We start from the raw sequence: 18,754 nt of genomic DNA on the forward strand, positions 1-18,754 counted from the left end.
CTCCAGGGCGCTGCGCCCGCTACGGGCGGGTTTGCTGGTGTTGCACCCATATCACCAGCGGGACCGGATCCCGGTCCGGCGCGGCGGCCGCGGCGGGGTCAGTTGAGGATGCCCATGCCCAGCAGGCCGAAGAGGAGGGCGCCGATGAGGATGCGGTAGACGACGAAGGAGTTGAAGGAGTGCTTGGCGACGAACTTCAGCAGCCAGGCGATCGAGGCGTAGGCGACGACGAAGGAGACGACGGTGCCGACGGCCAGCGGGGCGATCGCGGCGCCGGAGCCGATGGCGTCCTTGAGTTCGTAGATCCCCGCGCCGGTGAGGGCCGGGATGCCAAGGAAGAAGGACAGCCGGGTGGCGGCGACCCGCTCCAGGTCGAGGATGAGCGCGGTGGACATGGTCGCGCCCGAGCGGGAGAAGCCGGGGAAGAGCAGCGCGAGGATCTGCGAGCAGCCGACCCACATGGCGTCCTTGAGGGAGGTGTCGTCCTCACCGCGCTTGTGGCGGCCCATCTGGTCGGCGGCCCACATGACGCCACTGCCGACGATCAGTGAGCCGGCCACCACCCACAGCGAGGCGAGCGGACCCTCGATCAGGGGCTTGGCCGCCAGGCCGACGACGACGATCGGGAGGGTGGCGAAGATCACCCACCAGGCGAACTTGTAGTCGTGGTGGTAGCGCTCCTCCTTGTTGGCCAGCCCGCGGAACCACGCGCCCACGATGCGCACGATGTCCTTGCCGAAGTAGACGAGCGCGGCGGCGATCGCGCCGACCTGGATGACGGCGGAGAAGCCGACGACGGCCTTGTCGTCGACGGGGATGCCCATCAGCCCCTCGGTGATCTTGAGGTGGCCGGTGGAGGAGACGGGGAGGAATTCCGTCACCCCCTCCACGGCTCCGAGGACGACGGCTTGGCCGATGCTGATCGCGCTCATGGGATCCATTTCTCGGGACGGGTGGACGGTGGGCGCAGGCACGCCTCGGCGCGTGGGGCGGGTCTGGTGGATCGGCCTGGCCGACCCGGACGACACGCCTGGCGCGATGAGTGACTTTACTGGGGTTTCGTCGTCGGGCCGACGGGAAGGCCCCCGCGGGCCGGCTGAGCGGACCGGGATGCGCGGTGCCTGCCCGGGCCCCTACAGTGCGGGACGGTCTACAACACTGTAGACGACCGAGGGGAGGAACGATCCATGACCGCGGCCCCGCTCCGCCGCCGCTCCACCACCGCTTCCGCGCGCGCCCCCGCCCCCGCCGTGCCCCAGGGCACGCCCCCGGCCGCGGACAACACCGGCGACACCCGGCGCGACGCCTACTTCGACAATGCCAAGTACCTGGCCATCGTATGGGTGGCGATCGGCCACGCCTGGGAGCCGTTCTACGCCGGAAGCCGGACCTCGGCCGCGCTCTACCTCGTTCTCTACGCCTTCCACATGCCGGCGTTCATCGTCATCTCCGGCTATTTTTCCCGGAGTTTCACTTTCCGCCCGGACCAGCTGCAGCGACTGGTCACCGGCATCGCCGTCCCCTATGTCCTATTCCGGACGGCTTACGCCCTGTTCCGGTACGCGGCCGGCGATCAGCCGGACCTCACGGTCGGCCTGCTGGATCCGTGGTTCCTCACCTGGTTCCTGCCGGCGCTGTTCATCTGGCGGCTCACCGCCCCGCTGTGGCGGATCATCCGCCTGCCGGTGCCGGTGGCCCTGATGATCGCCGCGCTCGCCTCGGCCTCCCCGGAGATCGGCAGCGATCTCGATCTCCAACGGGTGCTGCAGTTCCTGCCGTTCTTCGTGCTGGGCCTGTGCCTCACCCCCGAGCACTTCCGCCGGCTGCGCCGCCGGGCGGTGCGGATCGCGGCCGTGCCCGTGGTGCTGGGTGCGACCGCGTTCGCGTACTGGGCCGTGCCGCGGATGAACGACGCGTGGTTCTACCACACCGACAGCGCCCGGACGCTGGGGGCGCCGTGGTGGGGCGGCATGCTGATGCAGCTGGCCACGTTCGGCTGCTCGCTGGTCCTGACCGCCTGCTTCCTCGCCTGGGTGCCGGGCCGCCGGATGTGGTGCACCACCCTGGGCGCCGGCACCCTCTACGGCTATCTGCTGCACGGGTTCCTGGCCAAGGGCTCGCGCTGGTGGCACTGGTACGACGCGGCCTGGGTCGGTACCCCGTGGGGCCACGTCGTGGTGACGCTGATCGCCGCCGTGGTGGTCACGCTGCTGTGCACCCCGCCCGTGCGGCGGGTCTTCCGGTTCGCGGTGGAACCGCGGATGCGCTGGGCCTTCCGACAGGCGCCCCGCGGCCGCGAAGCTCCCGGCGGGGAGCAGCAGTACTGTTGGCGTGGCTCATACGTGCCGTAGCAGCCCCGACTTTGGCCGACCGGCTGCTTGGCGGCCGGGATCGTATGCGCCATGAGAGGGCCTGCGCCGTCCGGCCCGGGCCGAACCGACCCAGCAGAGGCGCCGATCATGGACACAGCCGCGGCGGCATCGCCACCCCGAACCGGCATCAGCCTGCGCCAGCTGCTGATGTCGCTGGGCGAGCCGCTGGTCGAGCTGCAGGCGGCGCCCGCCGGGCTGGACGTCGAGATCCGCAGCGTCGCCCTGCTCGACCCCGAGGATCCGCCGCTGGCCCGCCCCGGCGAGCTGATCCTCGCCATAGGCGCCCGCGGCCGCGCCGCGTTCCCCGCGCTGCGGGCCGGTGGGCGCGACGGGGCGGCCGCGGTCGCGGTCAAGCTCGACGCCCCGGGGCAGGCGGCGGCGCTCAGCGAGACCGCCGTCGAGGCCGGGATCGCGCTGCTGTCCGTCCGCAGTGAGGCACGCTGGGAGCAGATCGACGCACTGGCCCGGGCGGCCCTGGAGAGCTCGCCGCCGGGGCTGCCCGGAGCAGGCGACGAGGAGGGCGACCTGTATTCGCTCGCCCAGACCACCGCCGTCCTCACCGGCGGCATCGTCAGTATCGAGGACACCGCGAACCGCGTGCTGGCGTACTCCCGCTCCACCGACTCCGACGAGGTCGACGATCTGCGGCGGCTGTCCATCCTGGGCTGGCACGGCCCCGAGGCGTATCTGGCCCGGCTCCGGAAGTGGGGGGTCTTCCAGCGGCTGCGCGCCTCCGACGAGGTGATCCGCATCGACAGCCATCCGGAGCTGGGCATCCGCGCCCGGCTCGCGGTGGCGATCCGGTCCGGGGAGCGGCAGCTGGGCACCATCTGGGTGCAGGAGGGCTCGACGCCGCTGACCGACCACTGCGACCAGGCGCTGCTGGGCGCGGCCCGGGTGGCCGCACAGCATCTCGTGCGCCGCCGCCGGGAGCTCTCAGCGGACCTCACGCTGACCCGCACCCTGGCGGCCGGGCTGCTGGAGGGCACCACCGGGCCGCAGCCGCTCGCCTCCCACCTGGGCCTCGACGCCGCCCGCCCGGCGGCCGTCCTGGGCTTCTCCTACGGGACCGAGGCCCCGCCGCCGGAACTGGCCCGCGCCGAGGTCGGCAATCTGGTCTCGGTGCACACCGCCGCCCGGCACCGCAGCGCCCTGGTCACCCAGGCCGACTCCCGGATCTATGTGCTGCTGCCGCAGCTCCCGCGCAGCATCGACCTCGGCACCCTGCGCTGCTGGGGTCAGGAGATCACCGACGCGGTCCGTCGCCACCTGGGGCTGTCGTTGCGCGGCTCGGTCGGCTGCATCGTGCCGGCGCTCGGCGAGGTCCCGGAGTCGCGGCGGGAGGCGGACCGGATCCTGGACGCCATGGTGAGCGTGGGCGTCGCCACCACGGTCGCCGCGCTGCCGGACATCCAGGCGGAGGTGCTGGTCAGCGAGGTGCTGACGCTGCTCGCCAGCCATCCGGAGATGCGTGATCCGCGGCTGACCGCGCTGGTCGCGCACGACAGCCGCAACCAGGGTCAGCTGGCCGAGACCGTGCTCGCCTATCTGAACGCCTTCGGCGACGTCCGGGCCGCCGCCGCCCAGCTGCACGTGCACCCCAACACCCTCCGCTACCGGATCCGGCGGGCCGAGGAGCTGACCGGCCTCGACCTCGGCCGCCCCGACCAGCGCCTGCTGGCCATGCTGCAGCTGCGGCTGCCGCCGGCCCCCTGATCCGTCACCGAGTGCAGCGGCTGTCGGTCGGTAAAACTCCTAGACTGGCCGAGATGCTCCCTTGAGCCGACGGACTGGCGATCATGAGCTCCGACAAGGCACGGCCGGGCGCTTCCGGCCGGGCGGGTGACCTCGCAAAGGCGGCCACGGCCGAACTGGACGCACAGGGACTGATCGTCTCCTGGACCCTGGCCGCGCAGCGGCTGCTCGGCTACCGGGCCGAGGAGATCCTCCACCACCCCGCGGCGGAACTGCTCGCGCTGCCCGGCGACAAGGAGCGGGCGGCCGCCGTCGCCGCGTGGTGCCGGACCGGCGACGGCTGGGGCGGTTCGGTGGCCGCGCGCCACCGCGACGGCCGCGATCTGCAGCTGGCCGTCCAGGTCACACCGGTGCTCGACGGCGCCGGCGGGGAGCGGTGGTCGGTGTTCGCCCTGGAGGAGTGGCGGACGCCGGGCGGCGGGGTCAACCAGCTGATGCTCGAACCGTTCCTGGCGCACGCCCCGGTCGGCATGGCCGTGCTGGACACCGAGCTGCGCTACGTGTGGGTCAACGACGTGCTGGAGCGGCTGATCCCCCTCGAACGCCGGCTGGGGCGGACGGTGGACCAGGTCCTGCCGCCGCTGGAGGCGGAAGCCTTCCACGAGCGGATGCTGCGGGTCCTGCGCACCGGCACCCCGGTGATGGACTACGAATTCCGCAGCCCCACCTACGCCGACCCCAGCCAGGAACGCGCCTACTCGGCGTCCTTCTTCGGGCTGACGGATCCGCAGGGCCGGCGGATCGGCATCTGGTACATGGTGATCGACGTCACCGAGCGCTGGCGCGCGCAGGAGCGGCTGGCCCTGCTGAACGACGCCAGCGCCCGGATCGGCAGCACGCTGGACGTCACCCGCACCGCCCAGGAGCTGGCCGAGGTCGCCGTGCCGGCGCTCGCCGACTTCGTCGCCGTCGATCTGCTGGACTCGGTCCTCCGCGGCGACGAACCGGTGCCCGGGCCGGTCGACAGCAGTCTGCTGATGCGGCGCTGCGGCCAGCAGTCGGTCAACGAGGGCTGCCCGGAGGCCGGGCTGGCGGTCGGCGAGGCCGTACGGCGCTCCCCCGCCTCGCCCGTCACCCGCTGTCTGCTGGCCGGCGAGTCCCTGGTGGAGACGGCCCTGGACCAGGCGTCCAGTGCCTGGGTCACCGAGGACCCGGCACGCGGCGCGGTGATCCGTGCGTACGGGTTCCGGTCGGTGATGGTCGCGCCGGTGCAGGCCCGCGGGGTGACGCTGGGCGCGGCGACGTTCTTCCGCTCGCGCCGGCTGGGGCCGTTCACCGCGGACGACGTGCGGCTGGCCGAGGAGCTGGTGGCGCGGGCCGCGGTGTGCGTGGACAACGCGCGCCGCTACACGCGGGAGCGGACCGCGGCGCGGGTGATGCAGCAGAACCTGCTGCCGCACGAACTGACCGGCGGCTCCGCCCTGGAGGTCGCGTCGTGGTACTTCCCGGCGGACGCGCCGAGCGGGGTGGGCGGCGACTGGTTCGACGTGATCCCGCTGTCCGGCGCCCGGGTGGCGCTGGTGGTGGGGGACGTGGTCGGCCACGGCATCAACGCCGCGGCCACCATGGGCCGGCTCCGGACGGCGGTGCACACCCTGGCCAACCTCGACCTGCCGCCCGATGAGCTGCTGGCCCGGCTGGACGACCTGGTCATCGGCCTGGTGAAGGCCTACGGCGCCGAGCCGGCACCGGACACCGAGAACGCCACGGTGGCGGCCACCTTCATGGGCGCGACCTGTCTGTACGTGGTCTACGACCCGGTCAGCCGGCGGTGCTGCCTGGCGCGGGCCGGGCACCTCCCGCCCGCGGTGGCCGGGCCGGACGGCACGGTCGAGCTGGTCGACCTGCCCGCCGGTCCACCGTTGGGGCTGGGCTCGCTGCCGTTCGAGGCGGTCGAGCGTGAGCTGCCCGAGGGCAGTCTGCTCGCGCTCTACACCAACGGGCTGATCGAGACCTGCGATCCGGACATCGGGGTCGGGCTGGCCCGGCTGTGCGGCGCGCTGACGCCGCCCGGGGCGCCGCTCGCGGACATCGGCGGGCGGGTGGTCAAGGCGCTGCTGACCGGGCCGCCCTCGGACGACGCGGCACTGCTGCTGGCCCGTACCCGTGCGCTGGGAGCGCATCAGGTGGCCTCCTGGGACCTGCCCGCCGACCCGGCCGTGGTCGGCAACGCCCGGGCGCTGGCCGGCCGGCAGCTGGCCGCATGGGGCATGGAGGAGCTGCAGTTCACCACGGAGCTGGTCGTCAGCGAGCTGGTCACCAACGCGATCCGGCACGGCACCGGCCCGATCACCCTGCGGCTGATCCGGCAGGACGGGCTGATCTGCGAGGTCTCCGACGGCGGCAGCACCGCGCCGCATCTGCGCCATGCCCGGACGACCGACGAGGGCGGCCGCGGGCTGTTCATCATCGCCCAGATGACCCGGCGCTGGGGCACCCGCTACACCCCGACCGGCAAGATCATCTGGGCGGAGCAGGACCTGCCGTCCGAAGGGGACGCGGAGTGACGGCCCGGCCCGGCAGTGATCGTCGCGGGCCGGCGCGCCCGTCCGGCCCGGTCACCGCCGCGGGCGTTCCAGTACGTCCTTGAGCGTCGCCAGTTCGGTGTCGACCAGCGCGGTCTGTTCGAGGAAGTCCTCGTCGGAGAGGGTCGGCGGGCGGAAGAAAGTGATCATGAAGTCGGCGCCGGTGCCGTTGGGCACGACGCGGGCGGGGACCTGCCAGGAGGCGGTGTCGTCGAGGTAGTCGTGGTCCAGGACGCCCAGGGTGGCGTGCGGGCGGATCCGGAGCCTGGCGGGCCCCTGCGGGGTGGACATCCGCCACCACTGCGGGTCCTCGGTGGCTTCGACGGACCGGACGTTCACCACGGCCCACTGCGGCCAGTTGGCCGGGTCGGCGAGGAAGGCGAACACCTCGTCCGGCGGGCGGTCGATGGTGACGGTCTTGGTGACCGAGCGACTGGTGCTCATGGCGGGCCCTTTCCGGTGCCGTGCTGTGCATATAGACATCACGTTGCTACTCTGACAAGAGGTTGTCAAGAATGCGAAGGCGGTCCGAGGAGGGGCGTCGGAAGGAGGACCGGGTGCCGGACGAAATGGCGCTGCTGGTGGCCGATGTCTTCGAGGCCGCCGGGGCGCTGCGCCGCCTGGGCGAGCGCACCGCGCAGGCGGAAGGACTCACCCAGGCCAGGTGGCAGGTGCTGAGCGTGGCGTCGGACGCACCGATGACGGTGCCGCAGGCGGCCCGGCGGCTCGGGGTCAGCCGGCAGAACGTGCAGCGGGTGGCCAACGACCTCGCGGACCTGGGCCACCTCACCTTCGAACCCAACCCGGATCACCGTGGTTCCCCGCTGCTGATGCTCACCTCCGAAGGGCGGCGGGCGCTGACCCGCGTCACGGAGCGGGCCACCGCCGTCCACCGCGCCCTGGCCCCCGCGCTCCCGGCGTCCGCGGTCACCGACACCCGGGCGTTCCTGCACCGCCTGCTCGCCGAGCTGGACCGCCGGGAACGCGCCGAGGGCGGGCGCACCCCGTACCGGAGGGAGCCCTCGTAGGCGGTCGGCAACGGATTCCGCATTGGCCGGTCGCACAGCCATCAGGGGTGACTTTGTCGTCCCTCACAAATACGCCGCGGTGCATCGCCACATACGCTGACGCAAATCCATTCGGACGTGATGCCGCTCACCTCTCACGAGGAGGCCGGGCACGCTGCGGCGGCGCGATCAGCGCTCCCCACCCGCGCGAGCATCCGGAGTCCGCGGCCCCGTGCCGCCGCTTTCGACATTCGACAGGGCCATGATCGCCACCTGCCAGCACCCGGCCCCGTCGTGCGTCCAGACCGAGGCGATCCCAGCAGTCACCCCGTGCATGACCCCTCCAACCCCTCAACGGATGTCGCAATGACCACACCTCCCCAGAGCAATCTGGCCGCTCCGCCCACACCCACGGAAGGCGGGTCGGCGTCGCAGCAGTCAGGACTGCGCTCCGGCCTCAAGAACCGCCACCTGTCCATGATCGCCGTGGGCGGGGTCATCGGCGCGGGCCTGTTCGTCGGCTCCGGGTCGGGCATCGCCGCGGCCGGCCCCGGCATCCTGCTGTCCTACGCCCTGGTCGGCGCGCTGGTCGTGTTCGTCATGCGGATGCTCGGCGAGATGGCGGCGGCCAACCCGACCTCCGGCTCCTTCTCCGCGTACGCGGACCGGGCGCTCGGCCGCTGGGCGGGCTTCTCCATCGGCTGGCTGTACTGGTTCTTCTGGGTCGTGGTGCTCGCCGTGGAGGCGACCGCCGGTGCCGCCATCCTCACGAGCTGGGTCCCGGCCGTCCCGCAGTGGGCCTGGGCGCTGATCGTGATGGTCGTCCTAACCGCCACCAACCTCGCCTCGGTCGCCTCCTTCGGCGAGTTCGAGTTCTGGTTCGCGGGCATCAAGGTCGTCGCCATCGCCGCCTTCATCGTCCTGGGCGGCCTGGCGATCTTCGGTGTGCTGCCCGGCACCGGCCACGCGGCGACCGGCTTCGGCAACCTGACCTCGCACGGCGGGTTCCTGCCCCACGGGCCCAGCGCGATCCTCACCGGCGTCCTGATGGTCGTCTTCTCCTTCATGGGCTCCGAGATCGTCACCCTCGCCGCCGGTGAGTCCGAGGACCCCGAGCGCGCGGTCACGAAGGCCACCAAGAGCGTGATCTGGCGGGTGGGCATCTTCTACCTCGGCTCGATCCTGGTCGTCGTCTCCCTCCTGCCGTGGAACGACCCCTCGATCGCCAAGAAGGGCTCCTACGTCGCGGCCCTCGACTCCATAGGCATCCCGCACGCCGGCCAGATCATGAACGTCATCGTGCTGACCGCCGTGCTGTCCTGCCTGAACTCCGGCCTCTACACCGCCTCCCGGATGGCGTTCTCGCTCGGCCAGCGCGGCGACGCGCCGAAGAGCTTCGCCCGGACCAGCGCGCGCGGCGTCCCGCAGGCCGCGATCCTGGCCTCGGTCATCTTCGGCTTCATCGCGGTCGGCTTCAACTACCTGTGGCCGACCACCGTCTTCCAGTTCCTGCTGAACTCCTCGGGCGCGGTCGCGCTCTTCGTGTGGCTGGTGATCTGCTTCTCGCAGCTGCGGATGCGCGGCATCATCCTGCGCGAGAACCCGGCGAAGCTGGTCGTACGGATGTGGCTGTTCCCGTACCTGACCTGGGCCACGATCGCGATGATCACGTTCGTGCTGGCCTACATGCTGACCGACGACAGCGAGGGCGGCGGCCGCATCCAGGTGCTGCTGTCGGTGCTGCTGGCGGTCGTGGTCGTCGGGATCTCCCTGGTCCGCGACCGGATCGGCGGCAGGTCCGACAAGACGGCGGGCCTGTCCCGCTAGCAGAACGCGAACCGTAGGGGCGGTGGTGTGCACGGCACGCCACCGCCCCGTACCATCCCTTCACCGCCGCCCCCCGCCGCCCACGACTCCCCCTCGGAAGGCCAGCCCACGACGATGCCCGTCTTCAGACGCCGCAAGGACAACGTTCCCCGGATGGCCCCGGAACTCGACGACGTCACCCTGGGCCGGACCCGGAAGCGCGTCGAGACCGCCTGGTCCCGCGGCTCGCTGGACACCGCCGTGATGGCCACGATGGCCCAGCTGCTCGACGAGACGGGCGAGGACTGGGACCGCAGGGCGCACCGGCTGGCGGTGCTGGCCGCGTCGGCCGGCCGGGGGCTGCCCGGCATCTGGCGGCGGCACAGCCCGCGCGACCCGGGCGCCCTGCTGCTGCACGCCTGGTCCGATCTCCTCCGGGCCCGCGAGCCGGGCTCCGCCGTCGATCTGGCCGAGACCCGGGAGACCTGCCGGATCGCGGCCGATCTGGCGCCCGCCGATCCCACACCGTGGACCCTGCAGCTGGCCGTGCTGCGGCTGGAGCGCCGCCCGTCCCAGGAACTGTCGGCGATCTGGCGCGAGATCAAGGCCCGTGACCCCTGGAACCGCGAGGCGCACCTCCAGGCCCTGGGCTACCTCTCGCCCGACGAATGCGGCTCCAGCGCCCTGGTGCTGGACCTGCTCGACGGCGTCCGCAACAGCATGCCGCCGGACGCGCCCGCCGCCGGCCTGGAACTGACTGCGCTGGTCCGCGCCCATCAGCGGGCGGTGGCCACCGGTGGTCTGTCCGCCCTGGGCGCGGGCGAGATCTGGCGCCGCCCGGACGCCGCCCGGGCCCTCGACCAGGCGGCCCGGTACTGGCCGGCCCCCGGCTACCTGCAGCACGCCCAGGCCATGGCGGACCTGAACGTACTGGCCTACGCGCTGATCAAGTCCGCCCGGATGACCGAGGCGGCGATCGCCCTGCGGGCCACCAGGGGCATCGCCACGCCCTGGCCGTGGAGCATCGACGGCGAGCCCCTGGAGCGGTTCACGCACCACTTCGAGCGGGCCGCGGCGGACAACTAGGTCGGGCGACACGCGTCCACGTCCTTGGGCTGCTCAAACCCGCGGCGACCTGTCCGATTAAGGGGCATACGTACGGGCGGTAGCCGGAACGGGTGGAATGCGGAGCTCTTTCCGGTCTCTCCGGAGTGTCCCGATGTCGTACCGGGGATCCCTTCCTGAAGAGCGTGGGGAGATCCGTATGCGGGACACCGTCAGCACCGGCCGCTCCGCGGCGACACGGGGCCGGCGCGTGCTGCTCCTGATCGCTCTGCTGGCCCTGCTGCACGCGGCGTTCGCCCCGGGCTCCCCCGAGGCGCCGCCGGCCGGTGCCACTGCCGGGGCCTGCGCCACCCGTGCCGCGGCGCCCGTCGCGTCCGCACCGGACGAGCGGCCGTGCGCCGCGCGGGCACCGGTACTGGCGTCCGCCGACGGCGACCACCGGCACCCGGGCAGCGGCGTCCGCCACCGGCACGAGGGGTCGGTCTGCCATCTGCGCCACCACGTCCCGACCGGGGCGGCCGGCAAGGCGCTCGGGGTGTCACCGGTGGCGGCCGCCCGTACCGCGCGCGGCGTCCCGGTGTCCGGTGCCGTCCGCGCCTTTGCCGCCGCCGCGCCTCCGGGGGGCGTGACCGTTCTGCGCTGCTGACCGGGCCCGGCCGCGCCCGCCTGCCCCGCCCGTCGACGGGCCACCGGGGCGCGGCGGGCGCGGCCTGCCGTCATCCGCTCACAGGACCGGCACCGCAGGAGAACCGGTATGCCCCGCGACATCTTCGGGGCCCTGGGCGCGCTCGTCCGCGCCGAGGCCTCGCGCACCGTCCCCCGGCCGAAGACCACTCCCCCGGCCACCTCACCACGGCCCGGCCGTCCGCCGTCGGGCGGCCCGGCCGATCCGGCGCCGGGCGCCCCGGACGCGGCGGACACCGCGGACGCGCCGGGCAGCGCCCCCGTCGCCCGCGAACGCCGTCGGCCGCTGACCGCACTGCTGCGCGCCCTTCGGCTCCGCCCGAAGGACCGGCCCAGCCCGGCCGACGGGCGCAGCGCCTCCCCCTCCTGACGAGGTGAGGCGGCGACAGGGCCGGGGCGCCGTGGCCCGGCGGCCGGGGGCGGCGTGCGCCGGGGCCCGCCCGCCGTCGCCGCACCACGCGCTCCGCCCCCGTTTGTCCGCCTCCCTGCCCGGCGCGATGCTGGACGCATGGCCGCACACACGGCCGGAGCCCCGGCGCCGGTCTCCGGCCCGGATCTGGCGTCCGCCTGGGCCGTCGGGCGGCCCGGTCCGGTGGCCTCGGGGCCGCTGGTGGCGGTGCGGCGCCCCGTTCCCGCGCCCGGTCCCGGCGATCTGCTCCTGCGGGTCGAGGCGTGCGGGGTCTGCCGTACGGATCTGCATCTGGCCGAAGGGGATCTGCCGCCGCGCCGCCCGTCGACCGTACCGGGGCACGAGATCGTCGGCCGGGTCGTCGCCACGGGGGCGGCGGTCGGCCGGTTCCGGGTCGGGGACCGGGCCGGCGGGGCCTGGCTGCGCGGCACCTGCGGGGGCTGCCGTTACTGCCGGGCGGGCCGCGAGAACCTCTGTCCGGCCTCCCGGTACACCGGCTGGGACGCCGACGGAGGGTTCGCCGAGGCCGCACTGGTCCCCGCGGACTACGCCTATCCGCTCCCGGAGGACCAAAGCGCCGTGCAGCTGGCGCCGCTGCTGTGTGCCGGGATCATCGGCTACCGGGCACTGCGCCGCAGCGCGCTGCCGCCGGGCGGCCGGCTCGGCATCTACGGGTTCGGGGCCTCGGCGCACCTGGCCGCGCAGGTCGCGCTGGCCGAGGGGGCCCGCGTCCATGTGCTGACCCGGACGGCGGCGGCCCGTCAACTCGCCCTCGACCTGGGGGCGACCTCGGCGCGCGACGCGTACGACCGGCCGCCCGAACCGCTGGACGCGGCGGTCCTCTTCGCTCCGGTGGGCGACCTGGTGCCGGTGGCACTGGAGGCGCTGGACCGGTCGGGCACGCTCGCCATCGCCGGGATCCACCTCACCGACATCCCGGTGCTCGACTACCAACGCCACCTCTTCCACGAGCGCGATCTGCGCAGCGTGACCTCCAACACCCGCCAGGACGGCGAGGAGTTCCTGCGGACCGCAGCACGGATCGGCATCCAGGTCACCGCCAGTCCGTATGCGCTCGCCCGTGCGCCACAGGCGCTGACCGATCTGGCCGCGGGCCGGGTGCGGGGCGCGGCGGTGCTGGTGCCCACCTGACCCGGCGGGGGCTTGATCCTCGGTCACGCACCGTGCCGGAATGCACCAGCGCGGACGCCGACTGGCTCCGGCCTCGCCGGATGCCGCACCATGGAAGCAAAGCGGTAAATTACGGCATATCCGATGAAATGGCGGCGGGGTGGAGCCCTGGCCCCGAGGGCGGATACGGCAACCGTGGCGTACGACAACGGCTTCCCTCCGCGTACGGAGGCGGTGCAGGCAGTGACCACGCGGGTCCTCGGGTCGTCCGGGGCCGAGCTGACCGCCGTCTATGTCCCGGTCGAAGGGGACGGCGAACTCCACCTGGCCGAGATGGTGGGTGGCTCCGGCGTCCGCTTCGGACTGCCGGCCAGTTACGACGTGTCCGGCAACTCGCCGGTCGCCGCGGCCTTCCGCACCGGCCGGCCGCAGTGGGTGGGCGCCGCCGAACTCGACGAGCACGGCGAGGTCTCGCTCGGGGCGCTGCCGCTGGGCGACGACACCAGGCGACTGGGCTGCCTCGTCGTCGTCGACCAGTCGGCGCACGCCTTCGACGAGGACCGGAGGCACCTGTTGGAGCTGCACGCCGACCAGGTGGCCGCGGGCCTGGAGGCGGTGGCCGCCCGGGTCATGGCGCGCACCGAGCGGCAGTCGCTGCTCGGCCCCGGCCTCGGCACCCTGCGCGGCGGCGCCTTCACGCTGGTGCTGCGCACCGGCCGGATCGACGCGGACGCCCTGGTGCTGGAGCTCTTCGGGATCCCGCAGCAGGAGTTCGACCGGCGGGTCGAGACGCTGCTGGAGCGGACCGCGCCGGACGACGTTCCGGCACTGATGTCGATCGTGGAACCGGGCGGGCTGCCCGTCTCCGGGCAGCAGCTGTCCTTCCGTATCCGCCGGCCCAACGGCGAACTGCGCTGGCTGAGTCTGCGCTGCCGGGTGCGGTACGACGCCGACGGGGCGCCGGAGCGGATGCTGGGGGTGGTCGCCGACGCCTCGTACCTGCGCCCCAGCGCCGACGAGGTGTCCGTCGTCCAGCGGCTGTCGACCGCGCTGGCCGGTGCGACCACCATCCGGGAGGTCAGCCGGGCGGTGGTCGACGTGCTGCGGCCGCCCCTGGCCGCCAGCCGCATCGGGGTCGCCGAGCTGGAGGCCGACCGGCTCGTGGTCACCGTCCTCGATCCCCCCGAGCCGGAGTCCTGGCCCGCGAGCTGGCAGCGCGAATGGCGCAGCGAATGGCCCGACGCCTCGTGTCACGCCCTGCCCACCCTGGAGGGCGTCCTGCGGGGCGGCCATGTGGCGCTGTGGCCCCCGGGGGCGGAGCTGGAACCGGGGCTCGCGGACATCGGCCCGGGCGGGCTGGCCATCCTGCCGCTGCCGGCCGAGGGCCGGGTGGTCGGCGTGTGCCTGCTCGGCTGGGACACCGAGCACCGGTTCGGGCCGGAGGAGAGGTCGCTGCTGACCGCGACCGCCGGGCTGGTCGGCCAGGCCCTGGTCCGCGCACACGCGCTGGACGCGGGCCATGAGCTCGCCACCATGCTCCAGCGCAGCCTGCTGCCCCGCACCCTGCCGACACTGGCCGGCGCAGCCACCGCGGTCCGCTACCTGCCGGCCACGATGGGCCTGGAGGTGGGCGGTGACTGGTACGACGTCATCCCGCTCTCCGACGGCCATGTGGCGCTGGTGATCGGGGACGTCGAGGGCCACAGCGCCGGAGCCGCCACGATCATGGGCCAGATGCGCACCGCGATCCGGGCCTACGCGGTGGAGGGCCACCCGCCGGACGTGGTGATCGCGCACGCCAACCGGCTGCTGCTCGGCATGGAGACCGACCTCTTCGCCACCTGCGCCTATGTGGACCTCGACATGGAGGAGGGCATCGCCTGGTTCGTGCGGGCCGGGCATCTGCCGCCGGTACTGCGACACCCGGACGGCCGGACCGAGGAGCTGACCGTCGAGGGCGGGCCGCCGCTGGGAGTCTCCGCGGAGGGCGAGTTCCCGCTGACCGAGGTCGGGCTGACACCCGGCACGCTGCTGGTGCTGCTCACCGACGGCCTGGCCGAATCGGCCAGCCTCCCCCTGGAGGACGGGATGCGGCGGGTGTGCGAGGTGCTCGCGGCCGCCGATCCGGCCGACGCCGGGCGGGTCGCCGACGAACTGCTGGGCAGCGCCAAGCGGCGGGACGACGACGTGGCGGTGCTGGTCCTGCGCTACGACGGCATGCGAGTCCGCCCGACCCGGGCCCACTGGGCGGTGTGGCGGCTGCCCGACGCGGTGATGCACGCCCGTCGTTTCACCGGCCGCACACTGCGCACGTGGGGCGTGACCGAGGAGATGGACGTGGCGCTGCTGGTGGTGTCCGAGCTGGTCACCAACGCCATCGCGCACACCCAGGGCGAGGTGCGGCTCGATCTGACGCTGGCCGCCGACCGGCTGCGGATCGCGGTCAACGACGCCTCGCCGCGGGCCCCGGTCAAACCGGCGAGCGTGGACTGGGAGGCGACCGGCGGCCGCGGGCTGCTGCTCGTCGAGGCGATGTCGGCGTCGTGGGGCTCGGTGCCGCTGAGCGGCGGCAAGCAGGTGTGGAGCGAGATCAGCCTGCAGCCGGGCGAGCGGATCGGGACCGCCCGGGCGGGGGAAGGGGGTCCGGCGTTGTGACCGGGCGTCTGCGCAGGGCCGTCGTCGCGCTCGCCGCGCTGGGACTGCTGGCCGGCCCGGCGGCCTGCGGCGAGGCCGGTGGCGGGCACCGGACGGCCTCCTCCCCCGGCGCCCTGCGGATCGGGGTGCTCCTGCCGGACAGCACCTCGCGCTTCTACCACTTCGACAAGCCACTGATCGAGCAACGAATCCACCAGCTGTGCCGCGGGTGCACGGTGGAGACCGTCAGCGCCCAGCACGACGTCGCCACCCAGCAGCAGCAGATGGACGCGATGATCACCAAACGGGTCGACGTGCTGATCCTCGACGCCACCGACTCCCGGTCGCTGCGCTCCTCGGTCGAGGACGCACACCGGGCCGGCATCCCGGTCGTCGCCTACGACCGGCTGGCGGAGGGCCCGATCTCGGCCTACGTGTCGTTCGACGGGGCGAAGGTCGGCCGGCTGCAGGCCGAGGCGCTACTGCGGGCGCTCGGACCGAACGCGCGCCGCGCGCAGATCGTGATGATGAACGGCGCGTCGACCGATCCCAACTCCGCGTGGTTCAAGCGCGGTGCGCTGTCCGTCCTCCGCGGCAAGGTGCGGATCGGCAAGTCGTACGACACGGCCGGCTGGCGTCCGGAGGCCGCCAACGGCAACATGACCGCCGCGATCGCGGCGCTCGGCGCCGACCACATCGACGGGGTCTACTCCGCCAACGACAGCCTGGCCGCCGGTGTCATCTCCGCGCTGAAGGCCGCCAAGATCTCTCCGCTGCCGCCGATCACCGGCCAGGACGCCGAACTGCCCGCCATTCAGCGCATCCTCCAGGGCGAACAGATCATGACCGTCCTGAAGCCCTTCAAGCCCGAGGCCGACGCCGCTGCCGCGATGGCGGTCACCCTGGGGCGCGGTGAGCGGCTCGGCCGCCTGGCCCCGCACCGGATCAACAGCCCCACCCTGCACGACATACCGGCCGTCCTGCTCACGCCCATCGAGGTGACGGCGGCGAACATCAAGGACACCGTGGTCAAGGACGGTATGTACACCATCGACCAGATCTGCACCCCCAAGTACGCCTCCGCCTGCCGGAAGGCGGGGCTCACCAGCTAAGGCAGGTACCCATGTCAGCACCTCCGCTGCTGGCGCTGCGCGGCATCTTCAAGCGGTTCGGCGCCGTGCAGGCCCTCGCGGACGTCGACCTGGAGGTCCGCGCCGGTGAGGTCGTGGCGCTCGTCGGGGACAACGGGGCCGGCAAGTCCACCCTGATCAAGGTGATCGCCGGGGTCGATCCGGCGGACGAGGGCGCCGTCGAGTGGCAGGGCCGGCCGGTGCACATCACCCGGCCGCACGAGGCCCAGGACCTCGGCATCGCCACCGTCTACCAGGACCTCGCGCTGTGCGACAACCTCGATGTGGTCGGCAACCTCTTCCTCGGCCGGGAGCTCCGCCGGGCCGGGCTGCTGGACGAGGTGGAGATGGAACGGGTCACGCTCGGCCTGCTCGACACCCTCGCCATCCGGCTGCCCAGCGTGCGGCTGCCGGTGGCCTCGCTGTCCGGCGGCCAGCGGCAGACCGTCGCCATCTCCCGCTCGATGCTGGGCGAGCCGCGGCTGGTGCTGCTGGACGAGCCGACCGCGTCACTGGGCATCGAGCAGACCGCCCAGGTCCTCGACCTCGTCGAGCAGTTGCGGGAACGCGGCCTCGGCGTGCTGCTGATCAGCCACAACATGGGCGACGTCAAGGCGGTCGCGGACTGGATCGCGGTGCTCCGGCTGGGCCGCAACAACGGCTTCTTCGATGTGACCACCACGTCCCACGAGCAGATCATCTCCTCCATCACCGGGGCCACCGACAACGCGGTTACCCGCCGCGCGGCGCACTGGGAGACGGAGCGATGACCCGGCAACGGGAGGGCGCGGAGACGGTGCGCCGCACCCGGCCGGCGCCGGCGCGGACCGGCCGCAACCCGCTCGCGGCCCTCCGGCGCCGGTTCCACAGCGGGGAGCTGGGCTCGGTCCCGGTCGTGCTCGGGCTGGTGGTGGTGTGGATCATCTTCGAGAGCCTCAACGAGAACTTCCTCTCGCCGCGCAACCTGTCGAACCTGAGCGTGGACATCGTCGGCATCGGCCTGATCTCGACCGGAGTGGTGTTCGTGCTGCTGCTCGGCGAGATCGACCTGTCGGTCGGCTCGGTCAGCGGTCTGGCCGCGGCCGGGTTCGCGGTCCTCAACGTCAACCAGGGCGTTCCCGAGGGGCTCGCACTGGTCCTGGCCGTCCTCGCCGGGACCGTGATCGGGGCCGTACAGGGCTTCTTCTTCGCGAAGGTCGGGGTGCCCGCGTTCGTGGTCACCCTCGCCGGACTGCTGGGCTGGAACGGGCTGATGCTCTACATCCTGGGCTCCGCCGGCACCATCAACCTCGACGACCAGGGCCTGCTCGCCCAGCTGACCGGCTATTACTTCACCCCGGTCGTGGCCGCGTACGGCCTGGCGGCGCTCGGGACGGCCGGCTACTTCCTCGCCTCCTACCAGGACGTGCGGCGCCGCCGGGCGGCCGGGGTGCCGGCCAGGCCGCTCGGCGAGATCGTGCTGCGCACCGGCGTGCTGGCGGCCGTCTCGCTGGCCGCGGCATTCGTGCTCAACCAGTTCCAGGGCCTGCCGCTGGCCCTGCTGATCTTCCTGGGATTCCTGGTCGGTCTCGACCAGGTGCTGCGCCGGACGCGGTACGGGCGCATGATCTTCGCGCTGGGCGGCAGTGTGGAGGCCGCCCGCCGCACCGGCATCAACGTGGACCTGGTGCGGATCTCGGTGTTCATGGTCTCGGGCACGATGGCCGCGATCGGCGGGCTGTTCCTGGCCTCCCGGGTCACCTCGGCCACCCAGACCGCGGGTTCCGGCAACCTGCTGATGGACGCGATCGCCGCCGCGGTCATCGGCGGCACCAGCCTCTTCGGCGGCCGCGGCCGGACCTGGTCCGCACTGCTCGGTGTCCTGGTCATCCAGTCGATCGCCTCCGGGGTGGCCCTGATGGGCATCCAGACCGCCGTCCAGTTCATGATCACCGGCGGAGTACTGCTCCTCGCCGTCGTCATCGACTCCCTCTCCCGCCGTGCCCGCCGTGCGCACGGTCGGGTTTGACTCCCACGTACCCGTCTCTCCCGCCGCGGGGCTTGGTCGCCGTTGTGCTTTGCGGCGCCCCGTACGTACCCGTCTCTCCCGCCGCGGGTCGTCTCGCCGTTGCGCCTGCGGCGGGCTGGGTGGGTGTTGGGTGCGGTGACGGGCCTCCGGGGCCGGTGTTTGGGACTGCTGTCGCTTTACGTCCCAAACACCGGCCCCTCCGGCCCGTCCCCTCCCGTGAGGGGGAAT

At 73.1% G+C, this 18,754-nt stretch carries 15 protein-coding genes; 13 read left to right on the plus strand and 2 right to left on the minus strand.

Annotated elements, in window-relative coordinates:
- Nucleotides 1–98: 98 nt before the first annotated feature.
- Nucleotides 99–932, minus strand: coding sequence for an undecaprenyl-diphosphate phosphatase (locus IG62_RS0132345; protein WP_030811578.1), 834 nt, complete (start codon nucleotides 930–932; stop codon nucleotides 99–101).
- A gap of 255 nt (nucleotides 933–1,187) precedes the next feature.
- On the opposite strand from IG62_RS0132345, the gene IG62_RS0132350 reads away from it, so the two are divergent.
- The 3 genes from IG62_RS0132350 (at nucleotide 1,188) to IG62_RS0132360 (ending at nucleotide 6,634) form a co-directional block, all read left to right on the plus strand.
- Nucleotides 1,188–2,351 carry an acyltransferase family protein gene (locus IG62_RS0132350; protein ID WP_051798904.1) on the plus strand — a complete coding sequence of 388 codons (1,164 nt, stop codon included), beginning with the start codon at nucleotides 1,188–1,190 and terminating at the stop codon, nucleotides 2,349–2,351.
- Between the two features lie 108 nt (nucleotides 2,352–2,459).
- On the plus strand, nucleotides 2,460–4,088 hold the full coding sequence (locus IG62_RS0132355; protein WP_051798906.1) for a helix-turn-helix domain-containing protein: 1,629 nt from the start codon (nucleotides 2,460–2,462) through the stop codon (nucleotides 4,086–4,088).
- 83 nt (nucleotides 4,089–4,171) lie between these two features.
- Nucleotides 4,172–6,634 (plus strand): SpoIIE family protein phosphatase, encoded by a 2,463-nt coding sequence (locus tag IG62_RS0132360; RefSeq protein ID WP_051798907.1) that lies wholly within the window; start codon nucleotides 4,172–4,174, stop codon nucleotides 6,632–6,634.
- 51 nt (nucleotides 6,635–6,685) lie between these two features.
- On the opposite strand, the gene IG62_RS0132365 is transcribed toward IG62_RS0132360, so the two are convergent.
- Nucleotides 6,686–7,096: an SRPBCC family protein gene (locus tag IG62_RS0132365; protein ID WP_030811590.1), complete on the minus strand. Its 411-nt coding sequence runs from the start codon at nucleotides 7,094–7,096 to the stop codon at nucleotides 6,686–6,688.
- Nucleotides 7,097–7,209: 113 nt separating this feature from the next.
- Here IG62_RS0132365 and IG62_RS0132370 point away from each other — a divergent pair, with 113 nt between their 5' ends.
- The 10 genes from IG62_RS0132370 (at nucleotide 7,210) to IG62_RS0132415 (ending at nucleotide 18,526) form a co-directional block, all read left to right on the plus strand.
- Nucleotides 7,210–7,680, plus strand: a complete 471-nt coding sequence (locus IG62_RS0132370; protein WP_051798909.1) for a MarR family winged helix-turn-helix transcriptional regulator — start codon at nucleotides 7,210–7,212, stop codon at nucleotides 7,678–7,680.
- A gap of 345 nt (nucleotides 7,681–8,025) precedes the next feature.
- Entirely contained in the window at nucleotides 8,026–9,486 is a 1,461-nt protein-coding gene (locus IG62_RS0132375) for an amino acid permease (RefSeq protein WP_030811596.1), read from the plus strand.
- Nucleotides 9,487–9,600: 114 nt separating this feature from the next.
- Nucleotides 9,601–10,551 (plus strand): hypothetical protein, encoded by a 951-nt coding sequence (locus tag IG62_RS0132380; protein WP_030811599.1) that lies wholly within the window; start codon nucleotides 9,601–9,603, stop codon nucleotides 10,549–10,551.
- A 178-nt stretch (nucleotides 10,552–10,729) separates the two neighbouring features.
- Entirely contained in the window at nucleotides 10,730–11,176 is a 447-nt protein-coding gene (locus IG62_RS0132385; RefSeq protein ID WP_051798911.1) for a hypothetical protein, read from the plus strand.
- A 108-nt stretch (nucleotides 11,177–11,284) separates the two neighbouring features.
- Nucleotides 11,285–11,584 (plus strand): hypothetical protein, encoded by a 300-nt coding sequence (locus IG62_RS0132390; protein WP_030811604.1) that lies wholly within the window; start codon nucleotides 11,285–11,287, stop codon nucleotides 11,582–11,584.
- Between the two features lie 138 nt (nucleotides 11,585–11,722).
- Complete coding sequence (locus tag IG62_RS0132395) at nucleotides 11,723–12,775, plus strand: zinc-dependent alcohol dehydrogenase family protein (protein WP_051798913.1); 1,053 nt, start codon at nucleotides 11,723–11,725, stop codon at nucleotides 12,773–12,775.
- 222 nt (nucleotides 12,776–12,997) lie between these two features.
- Nucleotides 12,998–15,409, plus strand: coding sequence for a SpoIIE family protein phosphatase (locus tag IG62_RS0132400; protein ID WP_030811610.1), 2,412 nt, complete (start codon nucleotides 12,998–13,000; stop codon nucleotides 15,407–15,409).
- Nucleotides 15,406–16,500, plus strand: a complete 1,095-nt coding sequence (locus tag IG62_RS0132405) for a sugar ABC transporter substrate-binding protein (RefSeq protein ID WP_030811613.1) — start codon at nucleotides 15,406–15,408, stop codon at nucleotides 16,498–16,500. The genes IG62_RS0132400 and IG62_RS0132405 overlap by 4 nt, the downstream gene beginning before the upstream one ends.
- A gap of 11 nt (nucleotides 16,501–16,511) precedes the next feature.
- Nucleotides 16,512–17,288, plus strand: a complete 777-nt coding sequence (locus tag IG62_RS0132410; RefSeq protein ID WP_030811616.1) for an ATP-binding cassette domain-containing protein — start codon at nucleotides 16,512–16,514, stop codon at nucleotides 17,286–17,288.
- On the plus strand, nucleotides 17,285–18,526 hold the full coding sequence (locus IG62_RS0132415) for a sugar ABC transporter permease (RefSeq protein WP_078872384.1): 1,242 nt from the start codon (nucleotides 17,285–17,287) through the stop codon (nucleotides 18,524–18,526). Before IG62_RS0132410 ends, IG62_RS0132415 begins: the two co-directional genes overlap by 4 nt.
- The last annotated feature ends 228 nt before the right edge of the window (nucleotides 18,527–18,754 follow it).

The sequence above is a fragment of the Streptomyces sp. NRRL S-337 genome, from assembly GCF_000720175.1.
Classification (GTDB): domain Bacteria; phylum Actinomycetota; class Actinomycetes; order Streptomycetales; family Streptomycetaceae; genus Streptomyces; species Streptomyces siderophoricus.